This window comes from Saccharopolyspora rhizosphaerae (genome assembly GCF_003931915.1).
Classification (GTDB): domain Bacteria; phylum Actinomycetota; class Actinomycetes; order Mycobacteriales; family Pseudonocardiaceae; genus Saccharopolyspora; species Saccharopolyspora rhizosphaerae.
Genome location: NZ_RSAA01000020.1, coordinates 316,535 through 334,758, shown reverse-complemented (window position 1 = coordinate 334,758; position 18,224 = coordinate 316,535). Strand labels below are relative to the sequence as shown.

At 70.5% G+C, this 18,224-nt stretch carries 16 protein-coding genes; 10 read left to right on the top strand and 6 right to left on the bottom strand.

Annotation, left to right across the window (positions count from 1 at the left end; all coding sequences use genetic code 11):
- Positions 1 to 159 precede the first annotated feature (159 nt).
- Complete coding sequence (locus EIL87_RS21575) at positions 160 to 921, bottom strand: 3-oxoacyl-ACP reductase (RefSeq protein ID WP_125092383.1); 762 nt, start codon at positions 919 to 921, stop codon at positions 160 to 162.
- Between the two features lie 457 nt (positions 922 to 1,378).
- Between EIL87_RS21575 and EIL87_RS21570 the strand changes: the two genes are divergently transcribed.
- Both EIL87_RS21570 and EIL87_RS21565 read left to right on the top strand, forming a co-directional pair.
- Positions 1,379 to 1,840: an MSMEG_3727 family PQQ-associated protein gene (locus EIL87_RS21570; RefSeq protein ID WP_125092382.1), complete on the top strand. Its 462-nt coding sequence runs from the start codon at positions 1,379 to 1,381 to the stop codon at positions 1,838 to 1,840.
- A 13-nt stretch (positions 1,841 to 1,853) separates the two neighbouring features.
- Complete coding sequence (locus EIL87_RS21565) at positions 1,854 to 3,539, top strand: PQQ-dependent dehydrogenase, methanol/ethanol family (protein ID WP_125092381.1); 1,686 nt, start codon at positions 1,854 to 1,856, stop codon at positions 3,537 to 3,539.
- A 98-nt stretch (positions 3,540 to 3,637) separates the two neighbouring features.
- Here EIL87_RS21565 and EIL87_RS21560 read toward each other — a convergent pair whose 3' ends face one another.
- The gene (locus EIL87_RS21560) at positions 3,638 to 4,666 is read right to left on the bottom strand and encodes a cation diffusion facilitator family transporter (RefSeq protein ID WP_125092380.1); all 1,029 of its coding nucleotides are present in this window, start codon (positions 4,664 to 4,666) and stop codon (positions 3,638 to 3,640) included.
- Between the two features lie 67 nt (positions 4,667 to 4,733).
- Between EIL87_RS21560 and EIL87_RS21555 the strand changes: the two genes are divergently transcribed.
- On the top strand, positions 4,734 to 5,093 hold the full coding sequence (locus tag EIL87_RS21555) for an ArsR/SmtB family transcription factor (RefSeq protein WP_125092379.1): 360 nt from the start codon (positions 4,734 to 4,736) through the stop codon (positions 5,091 to 5,093).
- A gap of 1 nt (position 5,094) precedes the next feature.
- On the opposite strand, the gene EIL87_RS21550 is transcribed toward EIL87_RS21555, so the two are convergent.
- Positions 5,095 to 5,766: a TetR/AcrR family transcriptional regulator gene (locus EIL87_RS21550; protein WP_125092378.1), complete on the bottom strand. Its 672-nt coding sequence runs from the start codon at positions 5,764 to 5,766 to the stop codon at positions 5,095 to 5,097.
- A gap of 193 nt (positions 5,767 to 5,959) precedes the next feature.
- Here EIL87_RS21550 and EIL87_RS21545 point away from each other — a divergent pair, with 193 nt between their 5' ends.
- The 5 genes from EIL87_RS21545 to pptA all read left to right on the top strand — a co-directional run bounded on the left by EIL87_RS21545 (position 5,960) and on the right by pptA (position 10,755).
- Entirely contained in the window at positions 5,960 to 6,751 is a 792-nt protein-coding gene (locus EIL87_RS21545; protein WP_125092377.1) for an enoyl-CoA hydratase-related protein, read from the top strand.
- A gap of 26 nt (positions 6,752 to 6,777) precedes the next feature.
- A complete protein-coding gene (locus tag EIL87_RS21540; RefSeq protein ID WP_125092376.1) occupies positions 6,778 to 7,926 on the top strand; it encodes an acyl-CoA dehydrogenase family protein in 1,149 nt (382 codons plus the stop codon).
- Between the two features lie 30 nt (positions 7,927 to 7,956).
- Positions 7,957 to 8,703 carry an SDR family NAD(P)-dependent oxidoreductase gene (locus EIL87_RS21535; RefSeq protein WP_125092375.1) on the top strand — a complete coding sequence of 249 codons (747 nt, stop codon included), beginning with the start codon at positions 7,957 to 7,959 and terminating at the stop codon, positions 8,701 to 8,703.
- Between the two features lie 76 nt (positions 8,704 to 8,779).
- Positions 8,780 to 10,453 (top strand): class I adenylate-forming enzyme family protein, encoded by a 1,674-nt coding sequence (locus EIL87_RS21530; RefSeq protein WP_125092374.1) that lies wholly within the window; start codon positions 8,780 to 8,782, stop codon positions 10,451 to 10,453.
- A 74-nt stretch (positions 10,454 to 10,527) separates the two neighbouring features.
- On the top strand, positions 10,528 to 10,755 hold the full coding sequence (gene pptA, locus EIL87_RS21525; RefSeq protein WP_125092373.1) for a tautomerase PptA: 228 nt from the start codon (positions 10,528 to 10,530) through the stop codon (positions 10,753 to 10,755).
- Between the two features lie 104 nt (positions 10,756 to 10,859).
- Here the strand turns inward: pptA and EIL87_RS21520 are convergent, their stop codons facing one another.
- From EIL87_RS21520 to EIL87_RS21510, 3 genes are all read right to left on the bottom strand, one after another.
- Positions 10,860 to 11,411, bottom strand: coding sequence for a snapalysin family zinc-dependent metalloprotease (locus tag EIL87_RS21520; protein WP_125092372.1), 552 nt, complete (start codon positions 11,409 to 11,411; stop codon positions 10,860 to 10,862).
- A 250-nt stretch (positions 11,412 to 11,661) separates the two neighbouring features.
- A complete protein-coding gene (locus EIL87_RS21515) occupies positions 11,662 to 14,472 on the bottom strand; it encodes a PQQ-dependent sugar dehydrogenase (protein ID WP_407690562.1) in 2,811 nt (936 codons plus the stop codon).
- Between the two features lie 107 nt (positions 14,473 to 14,579).
- The gene (locus EIL87_RS21510) at positions 14,580 to 15,602 is read right to left on the bottom strand and encodes an Lrp/AsnC family transcriptional regulator (protein WP_199740541.1); all 1,023 of its coding nucleotides are present in this window, start codon (positions 15,600 to 15,602) and stop codon (positions 14,580 to 14,582) included.
- Between the two features lie 124 nt (positions 15,603 to 15,726).
- On the opposite strand from EIL87_RS21510, the gene EIL87_RS21505 reads away from it, so the two are divergent.
- Positions 15,727 to 16,920: a M20 metallopeptidase family protein gene (locus EIL87_RS21505; protein ID WP_125092371.1), complete on the top strand. Its 1,194-nt coding sequence runs from the start codon at positions 15,727 to 15,729 to the stop codon at positions 16,918 to 16,920.
- A gap of 1 nt (position 16,921) precedes the next feature.
- On the top strand, positions 16,922 to 18,211 hold the full coding sequence (locus EIL87_RS21500; RefSeq protein WP_125092370.1) for an MFS transporter: 1,290 nt from the start codon (positions 16,922 to 16,924) through the stop codon (positions 18,209 to 18,211).
- Positions 18,212 to 18,224: the final 13 nt, after the last annotated feature.

Sequence of the window (18,224 nt, the reverse complement as noted above, 5' to 3'; positions counted from 1 at the left end):
CCGCGCTACGTGCACGTGGTCGAGGAGTTCCCGATGACGGTCACCGGCAAGGTCCGCAAGGTCGAGATGCGCCAACAAGCCCTCGACCTCCTCCACCTCCAGTGACCCACGGCGGGTTCTCATCGGAGTCCGGTCGAGCCTCGTCGCCGGTGCGGCTGCTCAGCCCATGACCAAGCCACCGTCGACCACCAGGTTCTGGCCCGTGACCGCCCGCGACCACGGGGAGGCGAAGAACAGAGCCGCGTCGGCGAACTCGCCGGGTGTCACCACGTGGCGCAACGGCGTGTTCGCCGCGATCGCGTCGAACACCGCCTCGGGAGTGGCGGCGCTCGCGTCGGTGGTGCGCAGCAGCCCGCCCGAAACCATGTTGACCGTGATGCCGTCGGGACCGAGCTCGGCGGCGAGGGTGCGGGTCAGCGACAGCAACGCCGCCTTCGCCGCGGTGTAGTCGTGGTAGGGCACCACCGGGTTCTGGAACAGGTTCGTGCCGACGTTGATGATCCGGCCACCACCGAGCTCCCGCATGCCCGGCAACGCGGCCTGCGAGGCGTGCAACGCACCGCGGACGCTGCCCTCGAACTGCCCGGCGAACTCACCCCACGTGATCGTGTCGGCGTGCGAACGGGCCTCACCGTTGAACGCGAAGTCGGCGAGGGCGTTGTTGACCACCGTCGTCACGGGAGTCCCGAAGCGCTCCCGCGCCGTGGCGAACAGGGCGTCAACCTGGTCTCGATCGGTGACGTCGGCCGCGACGGCGATCACCCGGTCGCCGAGCTCGGTGGCCAGGGCCTCGGCGTGCTCACGGCTGCGGCGGTAGTCGATCACGACACGGGCGCCCTGGCCCGCGAACGCACGCACCAACGCGGCGCCCAGTCCGCGTCCGCCTCCGGTCACCACGACGAGCTGCTCAGCGACATCCACACCCCGCACGGTAGCGGTCAGGGGTCAGCCCGCCGGGACGGGGAGCGCTCCAGGAGTTCACTCCCGCCTGGTGGAACCGGGGGCGCACCTGCCTCAGGTGCGCGCACTTCCGCTCTTCCGCCGGGAGGTGCAGCGCAGCCACCCCGGCATCCGCACCTCACGCCGTCGTGGAACCCCTTGGGCGGTAGTCGGATCCGGGTGAGCGGTGCGGCTCGGCGGGTGAACGGTCCGCCCTTCCGAAGGTGATCCCGATCACCGTAGCCTCCGTGGTCATCACGGGTTGATCGTCCGGTGGCCGGAGGTCGAGGCATGCGCACCGCCGTTCCACCGCAGGGAACGCCTGTGCTGGAAATTCGCTCCACACCGCGAATTCGGTGTCCGCAGCTGATCCCGGGGCCGGTTCCCGGTCGTCCTGTGCGCGGTCCGGATGCGGATTCGAACGAGGAGGTGAGGTCCGATGACGTCTACCCAGGAACGCGAAGACCTGCTCAGTGAACTCGGCTTGGACGCGCAGAACGGCGCAGCGCTCGGCCGGGTTCTCGGGACCGGCAGGATCGAGCGGGCCACCGAGCGCCCCGACGGCACGATGGAAGCGACCATCCGGATCCGGGAGGACGAGATCGCCTGGGACCCGGCGATCCTCGTCCTGCCGCACGGCGGTGACCTGGAGCTGACGGTCATCAACGACGACAAGAACACCCACGCCTGCCTGCTGCCCAGCAACGGCGACAAGAAGTTCCTGTGGCTGCTCAACCACTCCAAGGGCAGGGCGAAGCTCAACCTCGACGGCCCCGGCTACTACTGGTACAGCTCGCCCGGCGGCAACGACGAGGGGCGCGGTCTGACCGCCGCCATCGTCGTGCTCGGCGAAGTGCCTCCGGAAGCCCGTCTCGACCGCCCCGACCAGCCGCGCCCGTAGGGAGGACGAACCGATGACGATCGAGTACGTCGACGCAGGTGACGCGATCGACCACGGTGCCCTCAGCGCCGTCTCCGGCACGGCGCCCGGCGTCACCGACAACATCAACTACGAGCGCATCCTCGACGCGCGTGCGGAATCGCACAACTGGATCACCTACTACGGCGCCTACGACGGCCAGCGGTACAGCCTGCTGGACCAGATCACCACCGACAACGTCAAGCGCCTCGGCCCGGTGTGGATGTTCCAGGCCGGCACCGCCGGCCAGATCGCGGGGGCGTCCACCTACGCCTTCGAGGCGTGCCCGCTGGTCGTGGACGGGGTCATGTTCGTGACAGGCTGGGACGGCTGGTTCTGGGCCCTGGACGCCACGACCGGCGAGCAGCTGTGGCGCTACAAGCACGCCGTGCCGTTCGACGTCTCGCTGTGCTGCGGCAACGTCAACCGCGGCTGCGCGGTCGCCCACGGCAGGGTCTACTTCGTGACCCCGAACGCCCACCTGCTGGCGTTGGACGCCAGAACGGGCGAGAAGGTGTGGGACCAGACCATCGGCGACGTGCGGGCGGGCGAAAGCGCGTCGCTGGCGCCCCTGGTCGTCAAGGACACCCTCATCACCGGCAGCGCAGGCGGTGAGTTCGGCGTGCGCGGGCACATCGACTGCTGGGACCTGGAGACCGGTGCGCACCGCTGGCGCTGCTACACCGTGCCGAAGCCGGGTGAACCGGGTTCGGAGACCTGGCCGGACGATGGAGAGGCGTGGGCGCGCGGCGGCGCGAACCACTGGATCACCGGCACCTACGACCCGGACACCAACCTGTACTACGCGGGCACCGGCAACCCGGCGCCGGACTTCGACGGCGCGGTGCGCGAGGGCGACAACCTCTACACCGACAGCGTCGTCGCGGTCGACGTGGACACCGGTGAGATCAAGTGGCACTACCAGTTCACCCCGCACGACCTGTGGGACTACGACTCCACCATGGAGATGACGCTGTTCGAGCGGGACGGCAAGAAGCTGCTCGGCCACTTCGACAAGAACGGCTACTTCTTCGTGCTCGACCGCACCAACGGCGAGCTGCAGCACGTGACCCCGTTCGTCGACCGGATCGACTGGGGCACCATCACCCGCGACGGCAAGGTGATCCCCCGGAAGTACCCGGACAAGGAGGGGGAACCGGTCCACTTCTACCCGGGCCCGGCGGGTGCGAAGGAGTGGACGCACGCGGCCTACAACCCCACCCACGACCTGTTCTACGTCCCGGTCGCCGACGTGGGCGCCACCGCCACCCGGCGGCGTCGCGAGTTCAAGGAAGGCATGCCCTACTGGGGTGCGGCCGTGCAGGTCGACATCGACGACATGGCCGGGTCGATCAGCGCCTTCAACTCGAAGGGCGAGGAGGTGTGGCGCTGGCGCAACCCGCACCCGATGGCCTCCTCGGTGCTCACCACCGCCGGAGACCTCGTGTTCGCGGGCACTCCGACCGGCGAGTTCCTGGCGCTCGACGCCCGGACCGGTGAGGAGCTGTGGAAGTTCCAGTGCGGGAGCGGCCACCACGGCAGCCCGATGACCTACTCCGTCGACGGCAAGCAGTACGTCGCCGTGCCGGTCGGCTGGGGAGGATGGCTGGAGGGCATCATCCCGGGGATGCTCGGGGCCGGCCACGGCAGTGCCCTGATCGTCTTCGCGCTGCCGGACTGATCACCGCCTCGCTCGCGGCGTCCGGGCGTGCCCGGACGCCGCGACGCGTCGGCGCCACGCGGGAACCCTCGTGGCCACTGTGGACACCTGCCGTGGGATCACCTGTGGTGGGCGAGCAGCTCGTGGGCGGAGTCGGCGCCGGAGGCGGGCTCGGTGTGCACGATCGCGGTGGTCAGCCGGGGCACGTGGTGCACCAGCTGGTGCTCGACGTCGTGGGCCAGCCGGTGCGCGCGTTCGACGGTGAGCGCGGGGTCGACGGCCACGGCCAGTTCGGCGTGCAGGCTGTGGCCGATCCAGCGCATCCGCACCCGGTCGACACCCCGCACCCCGGTGACCTCGGCGGCGGCGCGTTCGGCGAGGTCCACGGTCCGCGGGTCGACGGCGTCCAGGAGCCGGTGGAAGACCTGCTTCGCCGCGTCGCGCAGGACGAACAGGATCGCCACCGTGATCACGAGGCCGATGACCGGGTCGGCCCAGGGGAACCCGAGCGCGACACCACCGGCGCCGAAGACCACGGCCAGCGAGGTGTACCCGTCGGCGCGGGCGTGCAGCCCGTCGGCCACCAGCGCGGCCGAACCGATCTGATGGCCGACGGAGATCCGCCAGCGGGCGACGACCTCGTTCCCCGCGAACCCGATGACACCCGCCGCCGCGACGACCCACAGGTGCTCGACCGGTCGCGGCTCGAACAACCGGAGCACCGCCTCGTACCCGGCGAAGGCGGCTGAGGCGGCGATGATGAGCACCACCACGACCCCGGCGAGGTCCTCGGCTCTGCCCAGCCCGTAGGTGTAGCGGCGCGTCGCCGCTCGGCGACCCAGCAGGAACGCGATCCCCACCGGGAGCGCGGTGAGCGCGTCGGCGAAGTTGTGGACGGTGTCGCCCAGCAGCGCCACCGAGTGCGTGTGCAGCACGAGCGCGAGTTGCGCGACCGCGGTCACCAGCAGTGCTGCGAACGACCACACCAGGGTCCGCACACCGCGCTCGCTGGTCTCCAGCTGCGAGTCGAACCGGTCGGCGCTGTCGTGGCTGTGCGGTGTCACGGCGTGCGTGACGTGGTGCCACCACCTCCGCCAGGCCACGCCGTGCCCGTGCCCGTGCCCGTGGCCGGTGGAGTGCTGCGCCATGAACTCGCCACCCTTGATCGCGTCCGGTTCCTTGCCAGAATGCCCTGGTCGAGGGCAACATGCAAGCATGCGCGCGCACGACGAAGTGGCAACTGCCAACGCCTCGCAGCAGCCGGACGACGCGCGGTTCGCGGTGGCGGCGGAGGTCCTGCGGCACCTGGCCGACCCGACCCGCCTGCACCTGCTGCGGCTGCTGAGCACCGAGCAGGACGTCAGCACCCTCACCGAGCAGGTGGCGGCCTCGCGCTCCTCGGTCTCGCAGCACCTCGGCCGGCTGCGGCTGGCCGGGCTCGTCCGCGCCCGGCGCGAAGGTCGGCGGGTGCTCTACCGCATCGCCAGCGACCACCTCGCCGTCCTGGTGGCGGAAGCGCTCGACTTCGCCGACCACACCGTCCGCGACATCCCGCACCACACCGGCGCCGGCTGAGCTACTGCAGGGCGAGCTTGTCCTGGTGCTGCTCGCGGGAGCCGGGGGAGAGGATGGCGTTGAGCACGAGCGCGGTCTGCTTGCTGACGTAGTCGTCGAAGCTCTGGGTCCGCTCGAAGTACCAGTGCTTGAGCGCCCAGCCGTGCGCCATGAGCAGCATGTCGTGGGCCACCAGGTCCACGTCGACCGGGACGAACGCCCCCGCGCGCATGCCGTCGCGGATCGCCTCTCGAAGCGGTTCGCTCGTCTGGACTTCCAGGTCTTTGATCTTGTCGCGGCCCGCTGCGCTCAACGTCCGGCTCTCCCGGTAGGTCAGCACCGCGGCGTGCCGGTGCTCGTCGATCACCTCGCAGTACGCGCGGAAGGACGCGGCCAGCCGGTCGACCGGATCCTCGACCGCCGCGACCGACCTCGGCACGCGGGTGGCGAACGAGCCGAGGACGTCGACGATCACCGCGAGCAGCAGGTCGTCCTTGCCGCCGAAGTAGCGGTAGATCAGCCCGACGCTGACCGAGGCCTCCGCGGCCAGGGCCTGCATGGAGACGCCGTGGAACCCGTCCCGGTCCATCAGCCGGGCGGCGGCGTCGAGGAGCTGCCTGGTGCGCCGCTCGGCGCGGACCGCGCGGGCCGCCTCGTCCGGGTCCTCGTGCGCCGGGTGCGCGAGCGAAGCCACCTGATCTCCCTTCCGCGGTGACCGGAGTTCACCGTCGTCGCTCCATCGTCACAGGGCCGATCTTCCTCGTGGCCTGCCGGGTTGACAGCCCGATGTTAGCTGAACCACTATTCATTGGCGATGAACGTTGATTCATTCGATGTGAACAGAGGTTCATCACACCGCCGGTGCCTGCGACGAGGAGAGGACGCACATGGGCTACGAGGACATCGAGTACGCGGTGGACGGACCCGCCGCGGTGGTGACGATCAACCGGCCGAGCCGCTACAACTCCTTCCGCGGCAAGACTGTCGAGGAGCTGATCGCCGCCTTCCGCACGGCCTGGGCCGACCCGCAGGTGCGCGTCGTGATCCTCACGGGGACCGGCGAGAAGGCCTTCTGCACCGGCGGCGACGTCAAGCAGCGCGCCGAGACCGGCGACTACGGGCCCACCGAGAGCGGCCGGTTCGAGATCGGCTACCTGCACAAGCTCATCCGCGACATCCCGAAGCCGGTCATCGCCGCGGTCAACGGGGTGGCCATCGGCGGTGGGCACGTCCTGCACGTGCTCTGCGACCTCACGATCGCCGCCGACACCGCCAAGTTCGGGCAGGCCGGGCCCCGGGTCGGCTCGTTCGACGCGGGTTTCGGAACGGCGTACCTGGCGCGGGTCGTGGGGGAGAAGCGCGCCCGCGAGATCTGGTTCCTGTGCCGCCAGTACGACGCGGCGACCGCCGAGCGCTGGGGGTTGGTGAACGCGGTCGTCCCGGGCGAGGAGCTGCTGGCCGAGGCCAAGCGGTGGGCCGAGGAGATCGCGGTGCTGAGCCCGACCGCCCTCAAGTTCCTCAAGCAGTCCTTCAACGCCGACACCGACCACCAGGCCGGGCTGAGCAACCTCGCGATGTCGGCCCTGGACGTCTTCAGCGAATCCGCCGAGGCGCACGAGGGGGCATCGGCCTTCGCCGAGAAGCGCAAGCCCGACTTCACCGACTACGCCGCGGTCTGACCACGACGACTTCGAGGAGCTAGGCCGTGGACTTCACCCTGTCGCCGGTCCAGGAGGAGCACCGCGACGCGGCACGCCGTTACGCCGCGGAGCGCCTCGCGCCGGACTACCGCGCTCGGGAGCACCGCGGTGCCGTGGGCCCGGACGTCCGCCGCGAGATGGGCGAACTCGGGTTCATCGCGCCCGAGCTCCCGCGCGCACTGGGCGGTCGGGACCTGGACCGGGTCACGACCGGCCTCCTCGCCGAGGAGATCGCGCGCGGCGACTTCTCGGTGTCCTACCTGCAGATCGTCGGTTCGCTGGTCGGCCAGATCGTGGCCACCAACGCCCGGCCGGAGCTCGCCGAGCACTGGGTGCCCAAGATCTGCGGTGGTGAGGAGGTCGTCGGCATCGGCCTCACCGAGCCGCACGCCGGTTCCGACGCGGGCATGCCGTTGCTGCGGGCCCAGCGCGACGGTGACGACTACGTGCTCAACGGGGTCAAGTCGCTGTCCTTCTGCACCGAGGCGGCGGCCGTGGTCGTCTTCGCCCGCACCGGCGAGGAGACCGCGCGCGGCAAGGGGATCAGCGCGTTCCTGGTGCCGCTGGACCTACCCGGGGTGGTGCGCGAGCCGTACCCGGACATGGGCACCAAGGCGGTCGGGCGCGGTGCCGTGCACCTGACCGACGTCCGCGTGCCTGCTGACCACCTGCTCGGCGAGGAGGGAGCCGGCTTCTCCCAGGTGATGCGGGGTTTCGACTTCAGCAGGGCGCTCATCGGCCTGCAGTGCGTCGGCATCGCCCAGGTCACGGTGGACGAGACCTGGCAGTACGTCAGCACGCGGGAGGCGTTCGACCAGCCGCTGAGCAGGTTCCAGGGCGTGTCCTTCCCACTCGCGGAGTCGGAGACGCTGCTCACCGCGGCGCGCCTGCTCTGCTACCAGACCCTCTGGCTCAAGGACCAGGGTCTGCCGCACACCGCGCAGGCCGCGATGTGCAAGTGGTGGGCGCCGAAGACGGCCTTCGACGTGGTGCAGAACTGCCTGCTGCTGCACGGCCAGTACGGCTACCGCACCGACCTGCCCGTCGAGCAACGGCTGCGGGACGTGCTCGGCCTGCAGATCGGTGACGGCACCGCGCAGATCATGAAGCTGATCATCGCTCGGGAGCGGGTCGGGCGGAAGCTCGCCCCCTGAAGCACTTCCCGATGACTCGAGAGGATTGAGATGGGACGACTGGAGAACAAGACCGCCGTGGTCACCGGTGCCGGCCGGGGCATCGGACGCGCGATCGCCGAGAAGCTGGACGCCGAGGGAGCCACCGTCGTGGTCTCCGACGTCGACGAGGCCGCAGCGGTGGAGACCGCCAAGGCCATCGGAGGTGACTCCCTCGGGCTGCGCGCGGACGTGACCTCGCGGGAGTCGGTCCGGTCCATGGTGGACCAGGTCGCCGACCGCTTCGGCAAGGTCGACGTGCTGGTGAACAACGCGGGTTGGGACAAGGCCGGGCCGTTCATCGACAGCGACGAGGCCGACTGGGAACGCGTCGTGGCGATCAACCTCTTCGGCGTCCTGCACACCACGAAGGCCGTGCTGCCCCTCATGGTCGCCGAGGGCAGCGGCTCGGTGGTCAACCTCGGTTCGGACGCCGCCCGCGTCGGGTCCTCCGGTGAAGCCGTGTACTCGGCCGCCAAGGGCGGCGTGGTCGCCTTCACCAAGACGCTGGCCCGCGAGATGGCGCGTCACCGCATCAACGTCAACTGCGTGTGCCCGGGACCCACCGACACCGAGCTGTTCGCCTCCGTCGGCGGTGATGACCCGAAGCTGCGCCAGGCGCTGACCAAGGCGATCCCGTTCCGCCGGCTCGGCGAACCGCAGGACCTCGCCAACGCGGTCGCCTTCCTGGCCTCCGACGAAGCCGGCTTCATCACGGGGCAGACCCTCAGCGTCAGCGGTGGCCTCACGATGAGCTGACCCGGGCGGACGAGGTCCCGCCCCCGCACTGTCCTCCCCATCCCGCCGCTCACGCCTCAACGAGGAGGTACCGGGAATGACGACCTACGACCCGCAGGCCTACCGCGAGTTCATCGAACGCGACTTCAGCTACATCGCCGGTTTCCGGCGCAACACCCACCGCTACGCCGACCGCGTCGCCGTGCTCGACCCCGCCACCGGGCGGAGCTGGACCTACGCCGAACTCGGCGCGGCCGTCGACCGGCTGGCGGCCTCGCTCGCCGACGCGGGCGTCGGACGGGGTGACGTCGTGGTCTACCAGCTCCACAACGGACCGGAGTTCGCCTTGCTGTACCTGGCGGCTCAGCGGTGCGGCGCCGTGGGTTCGCCGATCAACTTCCGCCTCTCACCGGGCGAGACGGCCTACATCCTCGACGACAGCCGGCCGAAGGTCTTCGTGCACGACGCGGCGCTGGGCGAGGTCGCCGGACCGGCGCTGGAACGCGCCCAGCACGAGCCGGACCTGGTGGTCGTGGTGGGCGACGGGGACGTCCCTGGCGGCGCGGTGCGCTTCGACGAGCTGCTCAGCGGTGACGGGCAGCCGCCCGCGCGGTCGGGTTCGGTCTACGACGAGACCACCCGGCTCTACACCTCGGGCACCACGGGCATGCCCAAGGGCGTGCCGCTGAACAGCATGATCGAGATCTTCACCGCCCACGACGTGATCATGCACTTCCTGCTGACCCCGGACGACCGCACGCTGAACATGACGCCGTGGTTCCACCGCGGCGGCCTCTACGCGGGCGGGCCGAACCCGGCCTTCTACGTCGGCGCGCAGGTCGTGCCGATGCGGGCGTTCGACCCGCAGCAGTGCTTGAACACCGTGGAGCGCCACGGGATCACCTACCTGATCGGTGCTCCGACGAACCTGGAGATGCTCTCGCGTGCCCAGGCCGAGCAGCCGCGGGACCTCTCGACCCTGCGCGGCATCGTCACCATGGGCGCACCCCTGGCGCGAGAAGCGGCGCTGCGCTACCAGGAACAGCTGTGCCCGCGCATCTTCAACGGCTACGGCACCACCGAGGCCTTCTGGAACACCTTCCTCCGCCCGGACGACCTGCCGGAGCAGGCCGGTAGCGCGGGACGTGCCTGCACCGACGACGACGTGGCGGTGGTCAAGGTCCTCGACGACCGGCTGGCCGGCCCTGAGGAGACTGTCGCGAAGGACGGGTCCGAGGTGGGCGAGGTGATCGTGCGCTCCCCGAAGTGCGGCTTGGCCTACACCAACGCCCCGGAGCAGGAGGCCGCGAAGTTCCACGACGGGTGGCTCTACATCGGCGACCTCGCCACCTGGGACTCCCAGGAGTTCGTCACGATCGTCGGCCGCAAGGACGACATGATCGTCTCGGGTGGCGAGAACGTCCACCCGGTGCAGGTGGAGGAGGCGCTCAACGAGCACCCGCTGATCGCCGACTCGTTGGTGGTCGGGATCCCGCACGAGCGGTGGGGACAACTCGTCGTCGCCTACGTCGTCCCCACCGAGGAGGCGGAGCTGACTGCCGCGGAGTGCGACCGGCTTTGCCGCGAGCACCCCTCTCTGGCCAGCTACAAGCGCCCCCGCGCCTACCGGTTCGTCGACGTGCTGCCGCTGACCGCGACCGGGAAGAAGGTCCACTACAAGGCTCGCCGCCAAGCCACCACGGACTACGAGCTCGGCCTCTTCGACGTGGTGGAGCCGAGCTTCACGGGGGTCGAGGAGAGCACGCGCTGACGGGCCACCGGGCACCGGTGGCCCGGCCGGTTACGGTCTGGGCTCAGGTCAGAACCCGAGGTCGAGGAGCCCCGATGCCGCACGTGAACATCAAGCACTTCCCCGAGGAGGTCACCGACGAGCAGAAGCGCGCGCTCGCCGAGTCGATCAGCGCGGCCCTGGTCGAGCACCTCGGCACCCGCGACGGAGCCGTCTCGGTCACCCTGGAACCGGTGGAGAAGGACGCCTGGAACGCCACCGTCGTCGAGCCCGAGATCCAGGGGCGCCCCGACCTCCTCATCAAGCGTCCCGACTACCTGTGAGCCGCAGGTAGGTCTCGACGAAGCCCGCGCGCACCCGCAGGGATCTCCGGCGGGTGCGCCTCGGCAACCCGCACGACGGTCGCGGGACGTCCGTGGCACCTGAGTCAGCGGTTCGCCGGAGCTTCGCTGAGCAGCTGCGGCGCGATCGCCACGCCTTGCGCGAAGTTCTGCTCGACCTCGGCCTTCTCCTCCGGGTTGGGGAGGTTGTTCTGGCAGTCGGTGCCGGCGCTGGCACCGGACATCAGGTCCTCGCACACGCCCGTGCGGTTGTCGGGCAGGCCGAGGATGTGTCCGATCTCGTGGGTGGCGATGCGCGGGATGTGGTGCCTCTCGTTCACGGCCTCGCGCCCCATCCACACCGTGCCCGCGCCGAGGTCCTCGACCTGTGCGCGCGGCCAGCCGTCGTCGGCGACGACCGTGAGGTCGGCTTGACCGTCGGTCGCCTTCTCGAACTTGACGTTGGTGACCTGCTCGTTCCACGTCGCCGCGGCTTCGTCGACGGCGGTCTGGAACTCCTCGGCCTGGCTGGCGTCGTAGGTGACGACGTGCGGCTCGGCGGTGTCGGTGGGGACCGCACCGGCCAGCGGTGCGCTCGCGACCAGGAGGAAGGCGGTCGCGGCACCGGCGAGCGCGGTGGTCGTCGAAAACCTGGGCATGTCGGCTCCTCACTGTCGACGTGCTCATCGGGATGCTGATGAACAAGTCCGGAGGCTAAGCACCCTCCACTCCCAGATCTGGACACTGGCGGGTACCCGCCAGCCGCGACCCCGCACTGTCCGAAGTGGATCCCAGGCTCCCCCGAAGTCTGAACGAACCCGCGCGGTCCGTCCCGGGGATGCCGCAGAACCGCAGCTCCCAGCCGCGGAGCACCACCGCCACCACCACCGCCCGTGGCGAGTGCCGGCTTCAGTACCGGCGGTCGATGACGGAGTTGTTGTAGGCGTACCAGCGGACGTAGCCGTGCTGGAAGTTGTTCTGCCTGCCGCCCGAGACCGAGAACTCGCCCGTCGTGGGGTATCCCAGGTAGGACCGCTCCCACCCCAGCGCCGCCCACCGCTCGCGGATCCGGCCGTAGACCTCGTGCGCCCAGGTCTGAGGCGTCCAGTAGATCGAGGCGGCCTTGCTGAAGTGGTTGTAGCGCCCGGTCCCGTCGGGCGTGACGGTCTCGTCGGTGGTCGGGTAGCCCATCGGGCCCGTCTCCCAGCCGATCTGGCTCCACAGGTCGCGGATCGCACCCCACACGCCGTGCGCGCCGGTCTGCGGGGTCCAGTAGATCGAGGCGGCCTTGCTGAAGTGGTTGAAACGCCCGACCCCGTCAGGTGTGCCGGTTTCGTCGGTCGTCGGGTAGCCGATCTCACCGGCCTCCCACCCGAGCCGGGCCCACTGCGCGCGGATCTCGCCCCACACGCCGTGCGACCCGGTGTCGGGCGTCCAGTAGATCGAAGCGCCGTCCGCGAAGTGGTTGTAGCGGCCGACACCGTCGGGCGTGGCGGTCTCATCGGTGAGCGGAGCTCCGAAGAACGCGTGCCCACCGAGTTCGAGGTACTGGGCGAGGTTCCCGCCGTGCACCTCGTGGACCCCGGTCTCCTTGGTCCAGTACAGCCTGCCGCCGGTGTAGGAGCGGTGGTGCACCGGTCCGTCGGTGATCTCCGGTCCGGTCGGTCCTCCCAACAGGTCCCGCAAGGCGGGGTCGTTGGCGTAGCGCTCGTCGATCGGGGACAGGTACTCGGCCGTGAGGGTCTGGTCGGTCGGCCCCATCGTGATGAACCGGGACCGCGTGGTGGGTCCGTCGGTCCACCGCACGAACGTCGACCCGCCGTCGGTGGCGGTCTCGGCGGCCACCACGTCCAACTGCGCGCCTTCGGTGACCATCGCCGAACTCACCGCGCCCTCGACGGGGATCTGCAGCACCGCCGGGACGTTGCTGGTCAGCGTCAGCAGGTGCTCCCGCGGGTGGGCCACGTAGCTCACCGACGAGGTGACGCCCTCGGAATCGGTCGCGGTCGCGGTGAACTCCATCCGCGAGTCGGGGTGCTCGGTGAACGTGGCGTCGTAGGTCGGGCCCTGCGCTCCGCTACCCGGGTGGTCGTGGCAGGTGCTCTCCTCCGGGCAGTGCAACACCGCGCTCGACCACCTCACCTCCAGCGGGCCGTCCTCGGTGTCGGTGGCCTCGGCCGAGAGCGAGACCGGGTCGCCCACGGCGAAGTCGGCCTGCGCGGGTGGGTTGAGCGTGAGGGCGGGGGAGTGGTTCGACGGTGCTACGACGATGTCGACCTGGTCGGACGCGTCGAGCGGGTCGCGCACCGTCAGTCGTGCCGTGAACCGCGGTGTTCCGGGAGCGTAGGTGTGCGTGACCCGCTCACCGGTGCCGGTGGTGCCGTCACCGAAGTCCCAGTCGTAGCGCACGGTGTCGCCGTCGAAGTCCATCGAGCCGGAACCGTCGAAGGTCACCGTGCGGGTGGCCGGGTCGGTCGTCGTGCTCGCCACCGCCACCGGCGGGTTGTTGGCCGCGGAGTAGCTCAGCCGGCGCAACGACCCGGTGTAGATGTCGGCGTAGACCAGGTCGCCGTTGGGTGCGGCCTCGAACTTGACCGGCCCCCCGATCCCGGTGCCCAGCGGCGGGCTCTGCGGCCGTTGCACCAGGTTCCCCTGCTCGTCCATCCGCAGGCTCCACAGCTTGCTCTGGCTGTAGTCGCCGAAGAAGTAGGCGCCCCGGTAGGTCTCCGGGTAGCTCTCACCCTGGTAGACGATGCCGCCGGTGACGCTGTCGCCCTGGTCGGTGCCGTTGCCGTGGTGGTACTCCCAGACCGGAGGCGTGTTGGCGACGTTGGTGCACTCCGGCAGCTCGGCGTACCCGGGGGACGGGTGGTTGCCCTCCCAGCAGGGCCACTTGTAGTTCTCCCCCGGTCGCACGAAGTCGATCTCCTCCCAGGTGCCGTAGCCGACGTCACCGACGATCGGCGTTCCGGTGGAGGGGTGCAGCGACAGCCGGAACGGGCTGCGGAAACCGCTGGCGTAGACGCGACTCCGCCACGAGTCCGGGGCCGAGGGCTGGAAGTGGGGGTTGCTCGCCACCCCGCGCCCGTCCGGCGTGACGTGCAGGACCTTGCCCGCGGGCGAGTCGAGGTCGTAGGTCCGGAAGGCGGCGGGATCGGTGAACCGGTAGTCGGAGAGGTCTCCGACGGAGACCCACAGCGTGCCGTCCTGCGCCGCCCCGATCCCGGTCAGGCCGTGCACGTCGGAGGAGCTCCGGAGCTCGAAGACGACCTGTTCCTGGGCGATCCCGGTCGGCTCCGGGCTGCCGGTGACCGTCCAGCGCGCCAGCCGCAGCAGGTGCCCGCTGGCGCCGTCCGGGACCGAGCGCGCGAGGTAGACGTGCCGCGAGGTCGCGTAGTCGGGCGCAGCGGCGATGCCGACCAGGCCCAGGTCCTGCGCGGTGACCACGGGCAGGGTGGCCAGCGTGGTGACCTCCCCGCTGGGCGAGACCCACGCGACCTTCCCCTGCTTGCCGGTGGTGAGCACGCTGTCGTCCGGCAGGAAGGTGAAGTCCGTGAGGTCGTAGGCCGCCTGCCCGCTGGGCTGGTCGCGGAGCACGAACCCAGGTGGCAGCGAAGGAGCCGCGGAAGCTTCGGGCGCCGGCGCGGCCACCAGCAGACCGACGATCATCAGCAGCGCGCACAGCACACCGCACGTTCTCCCACGACCTACGTCAACCATCGCCCACACCCCAGTTCTGCCGGGAACCAAGCAACTGTTGCGCTCCTAGGTCAACAACGAACAGGGACTGAAGGCCCTGTGCGGCACGGCTCCTCGGGTGTAAGGGCTCAGCGCGGCTGGAGGGTGTGCGGGAGCACGAGCTCCCCGGTGGCCCTGCCGTGCCGGTCGAGGACCCAGCCCATGCGCTTGCGGGTGCGCAGCGTCAGGACCGATTCGGTCAGCTGCAGCCACGGCAGCTTCTCGTCCACCGAGCGCTCGATCCGCATCAAGTCGCCCGAGGACCGCGCCCACAGCAGGAACATCAGGTTCGACTGGCCGACCGTGGAGACCAGGAGGCGCAGTTCGGGCAGCGTCGACAGCGCGCGGACCGTGTGGTCCAGCTCGGTCATCGGAACCCGGGCGAACCACGTGCACACGATCGGCCAGCGGCTCCGCAGGCCGGCGACCTCGCATCGGAACGCCAAGGCGTCGGTGGCCAACAGCCGGGCGACCTGCCTGCGCACCGTCGCCGGATCCCGGTCCAGCGCGCGGGCGATCTCGGCGGCGCTCTGCCTGCCGTCCCGCGCCAGCCGCTGCACCACCGGCCAGTAGGAGTCCGGAACCCGGCCAGGACCAGGGCTTTCCGCGTTGCGCGCCGCGTCGCGCAACGCCGCCTGCTGGTCGCGGTCGAGCGCGTCCAGCCGCCAGTCCGATCCCTGCCGGTGCACCCTGGTGGCCACGTGGGTGTTCACCGCCCGCACCCCCGGGGTCGTGGGCAGGTCGTCGAGGGTGAACGCCGCGAGCGAGTCGTAGTCCGGCACGATCACGGTCAGCACCAGGTCGCGGCCGCCGGCCGCCTCCTCGACCGAGGCCGCCCGGGGATCGCGGCAGATCCGCTCGATGGCCGCCGCCCGGCGCGCCGGGTCCACCTGCAGGTCCACGAAGGCCACCACGTCGCGCGACTGCTCACCGGAGTGCACCGTCACCCACGCCATGCCCGCTTCGCGCAGCCGCTGCCAGCGCGCTGCCAGCGCCGTCGGCGAGGAGTCCAGCACGCGTGCGGCCTCGGCCCAGCTCACCCGCGGTGCGATCTGCAGCGCGTGGATCAGCGCGAGGTCCGCTTCGGACAGCTCCGGGGCAGCGGAACGCACGAATCACCTCCGTGGACGGCGGCCGGTGCACGAATCCTGTGATTCGCCACGCCGGACCTGCCCGACATCGCACACTGACGCGCCCTGGCGTCGTTATGAAGCAGGTCACTTCCGGAGGTAGCAGTTGACTGTGCACGAGGACGCGCGGGCGATCCACGAGGAGCTGATCGCGCTGCGCCACGACTTCCACCGGGAACCCGAGGTCGGGCTGCAGCTCCCGCGCACGCAGGAACGGGTGCTGGCAGCCCTGGACGACCTCCCGCTGGAGATCACCACCGGGCGGGACACCACCTCGGTGACCGCCGTCCTGCGCGGCGGCGACGGGCCGACCGTGCTGCTGCGTGCCGACATGGACGGACTTCCGGTCCGCGAGCGCACCGGGCTCGACTTCGCCTCGCGGACCGGCGACACGATGCACGCCTGCGGCCACGACCTGCACACCACCATGCTGGTCGGCGCGGCCCGGCTGCTGTCCGCGCACCGGGACCGGCTCGGCGGTGACGTGGTGCTGATGTTCCAGCCGGGGGAGGAGGGCTACGACGGCGCGCGGGTCATGGTCGACGAGGGCGTGCTGGAGGCCTCCGGGCGCCGGGTAGACGCGGCGTACGGGATGCACGTGTTCTCCTCCGGCGCGCCGCAGGGCCGGTTCGTCACCAGGCCCGGCACGATGCTCTCCGCCTCGGACGAGCTGCACGTCCGCGTGCACGGTTCCGGCGGGCACGGGTCGGCGCCGTACCGCACCCAGGACCCGGTCGCCGCGATCAGCGAGATGATCACCTCGCTGCAGACCATGGTGACCCGGCAGTTCGACGTGTTCGACCCGGTGGTGCTCTCCGTGGGATCGCTGCACGCCGGGACCGCGGTCAACGTCATCCCGGAGACCGCGACCTTCGGCGCCACCGTGCGCACCTTCTCCCCGGAGGCGCGCGACCGGATGCGCGAGCGCTCCGCCGAGGTGGTGCGGGCGGTCGCCGCCGCGCACCGGGTCGACGTCGAGGTCGAGCACCGTCCCGGCTACCCGCCGACCAGCACCGATGCGGAGGAGACGGCGTTCGCCGACCGCACGATCCGCGGGCTCTTCGGTGAGGAGCGGCAGGAGACCCTGGTCAACCCGCTGACGGGGTCGGAGGACTTCTGCCGCGTGCTCGACCAGGTGCCGGGCAGCTTCATCGGTCTGGGCGCCGTTCCCGACGGACTCGACCCGCAGGCCGCGGACTACAACCACTCGCCGACGGCGCTGTTCGACGACGCGGTGCTGGCCGACGGCGCCACCGCCTACGCCGAACTCGCCTTGGCCCGCACCCGAGCGGAGGGATGACATGACGACGTCCGTGCCCCAGCCGGTGCGCCGCAAAGCGGTGCTCGCGGCCTCCATCGGCAACTTCATCGAGTGGTTCGAGTTCGGGCTCTACGGGTTCTTCGCCGCCGCCATCGCGGCGAACTTCTTCCCGGGCAGCCACAGCCTGATGGCCACCTTCGCCGCCTTCGGCGTGTCGTTCGTGCTGCGGCCGCTGGGCGCGCTGATCTTCGGCCACTACGGCGACCGGATGGGTCGGCGCACCACGCTGTCGATCTCCATCATCGGCATGTCGGTGGCGACCTTCGTCATCGGGCTGCTGCCCACCTACGACGGGATCGGGTTGGCGGCACCGGTCCTGCTGGTCATCGCCCGCGTGGTGCAGGGCTTCTCCGCGGGCGGGGAGTTCGGCGGCGCCACCGCCTTCATGGTGGAGTACGCCCCGACCCACCGGCGCACCTTCTACGGCAGCTGGCAGATGTTCACCCAGTACGCGGCGACGTTCGCCGCCACCGTGTTCGGTGCCGTGCTGTCGCTGGCGCTCGCGCCTGAGGCGCTCAACGAGTGGGGGTGGCGCATCCCGTTCCTGATCACGCTGCCGCTCGGTGCGATCGGGTTGTACCTGCGTTTGAAGCTCGACGAAACACCGGAGTTCCAGGCCGAGGCCACTGAGCACAGCGGTGCTCCGCTGCTCATCACGCTGCGGGAGCACTGGCCCAGCGTGCTCAAGGTGATCGGCCTGATCATCTCCGGCACCACCTGCACCTACATGGTCCAGGCGTTCTGGCCGGCGTTCCTGGTCAAGAACCTGCACGTCCCGCAGGTCGACATGTTCACCGCGATGCTGGTCGGCATCACCGCGCTGCTGCTGACCGTCCCGGCGTGGGCGCTGCTGGCCGACCGCGTCGGGCGGCGCAAACCGTTCCTGGTCGCCACCCCGCTGGCGCTGATGGTGCTGGCCGTGCCGATGTACCAGCTGATCCTCTCCGGCACGTTCGCACTGATCACGCTCGCGTACGTGCTGCTGGGACTGCTCATGGCACCGAGCCTGGCCGCGATCTCCACCGCGATCGCCGAGGCCTTCCCGACCAAGGTGCGCTACAGCGGTCTCTCGCTCGCCTACAGCGCGGCGGTGTCGATCTTCGGCGGCTCGACGCCGCTGATCCTGTCCACGCTGGTGGAGTCCACCGGCAACCCGATGACGCCGGCCTACTACCTGATCGGCGTGGCCGCGGTCTCGGTGCTCGCGGCGGTGCTGCTCGCCGACACCGCCCGCAAGCCCGCCACCGCCGAGTCGGTGGTACCGGTCTGACACACCGAGAGCT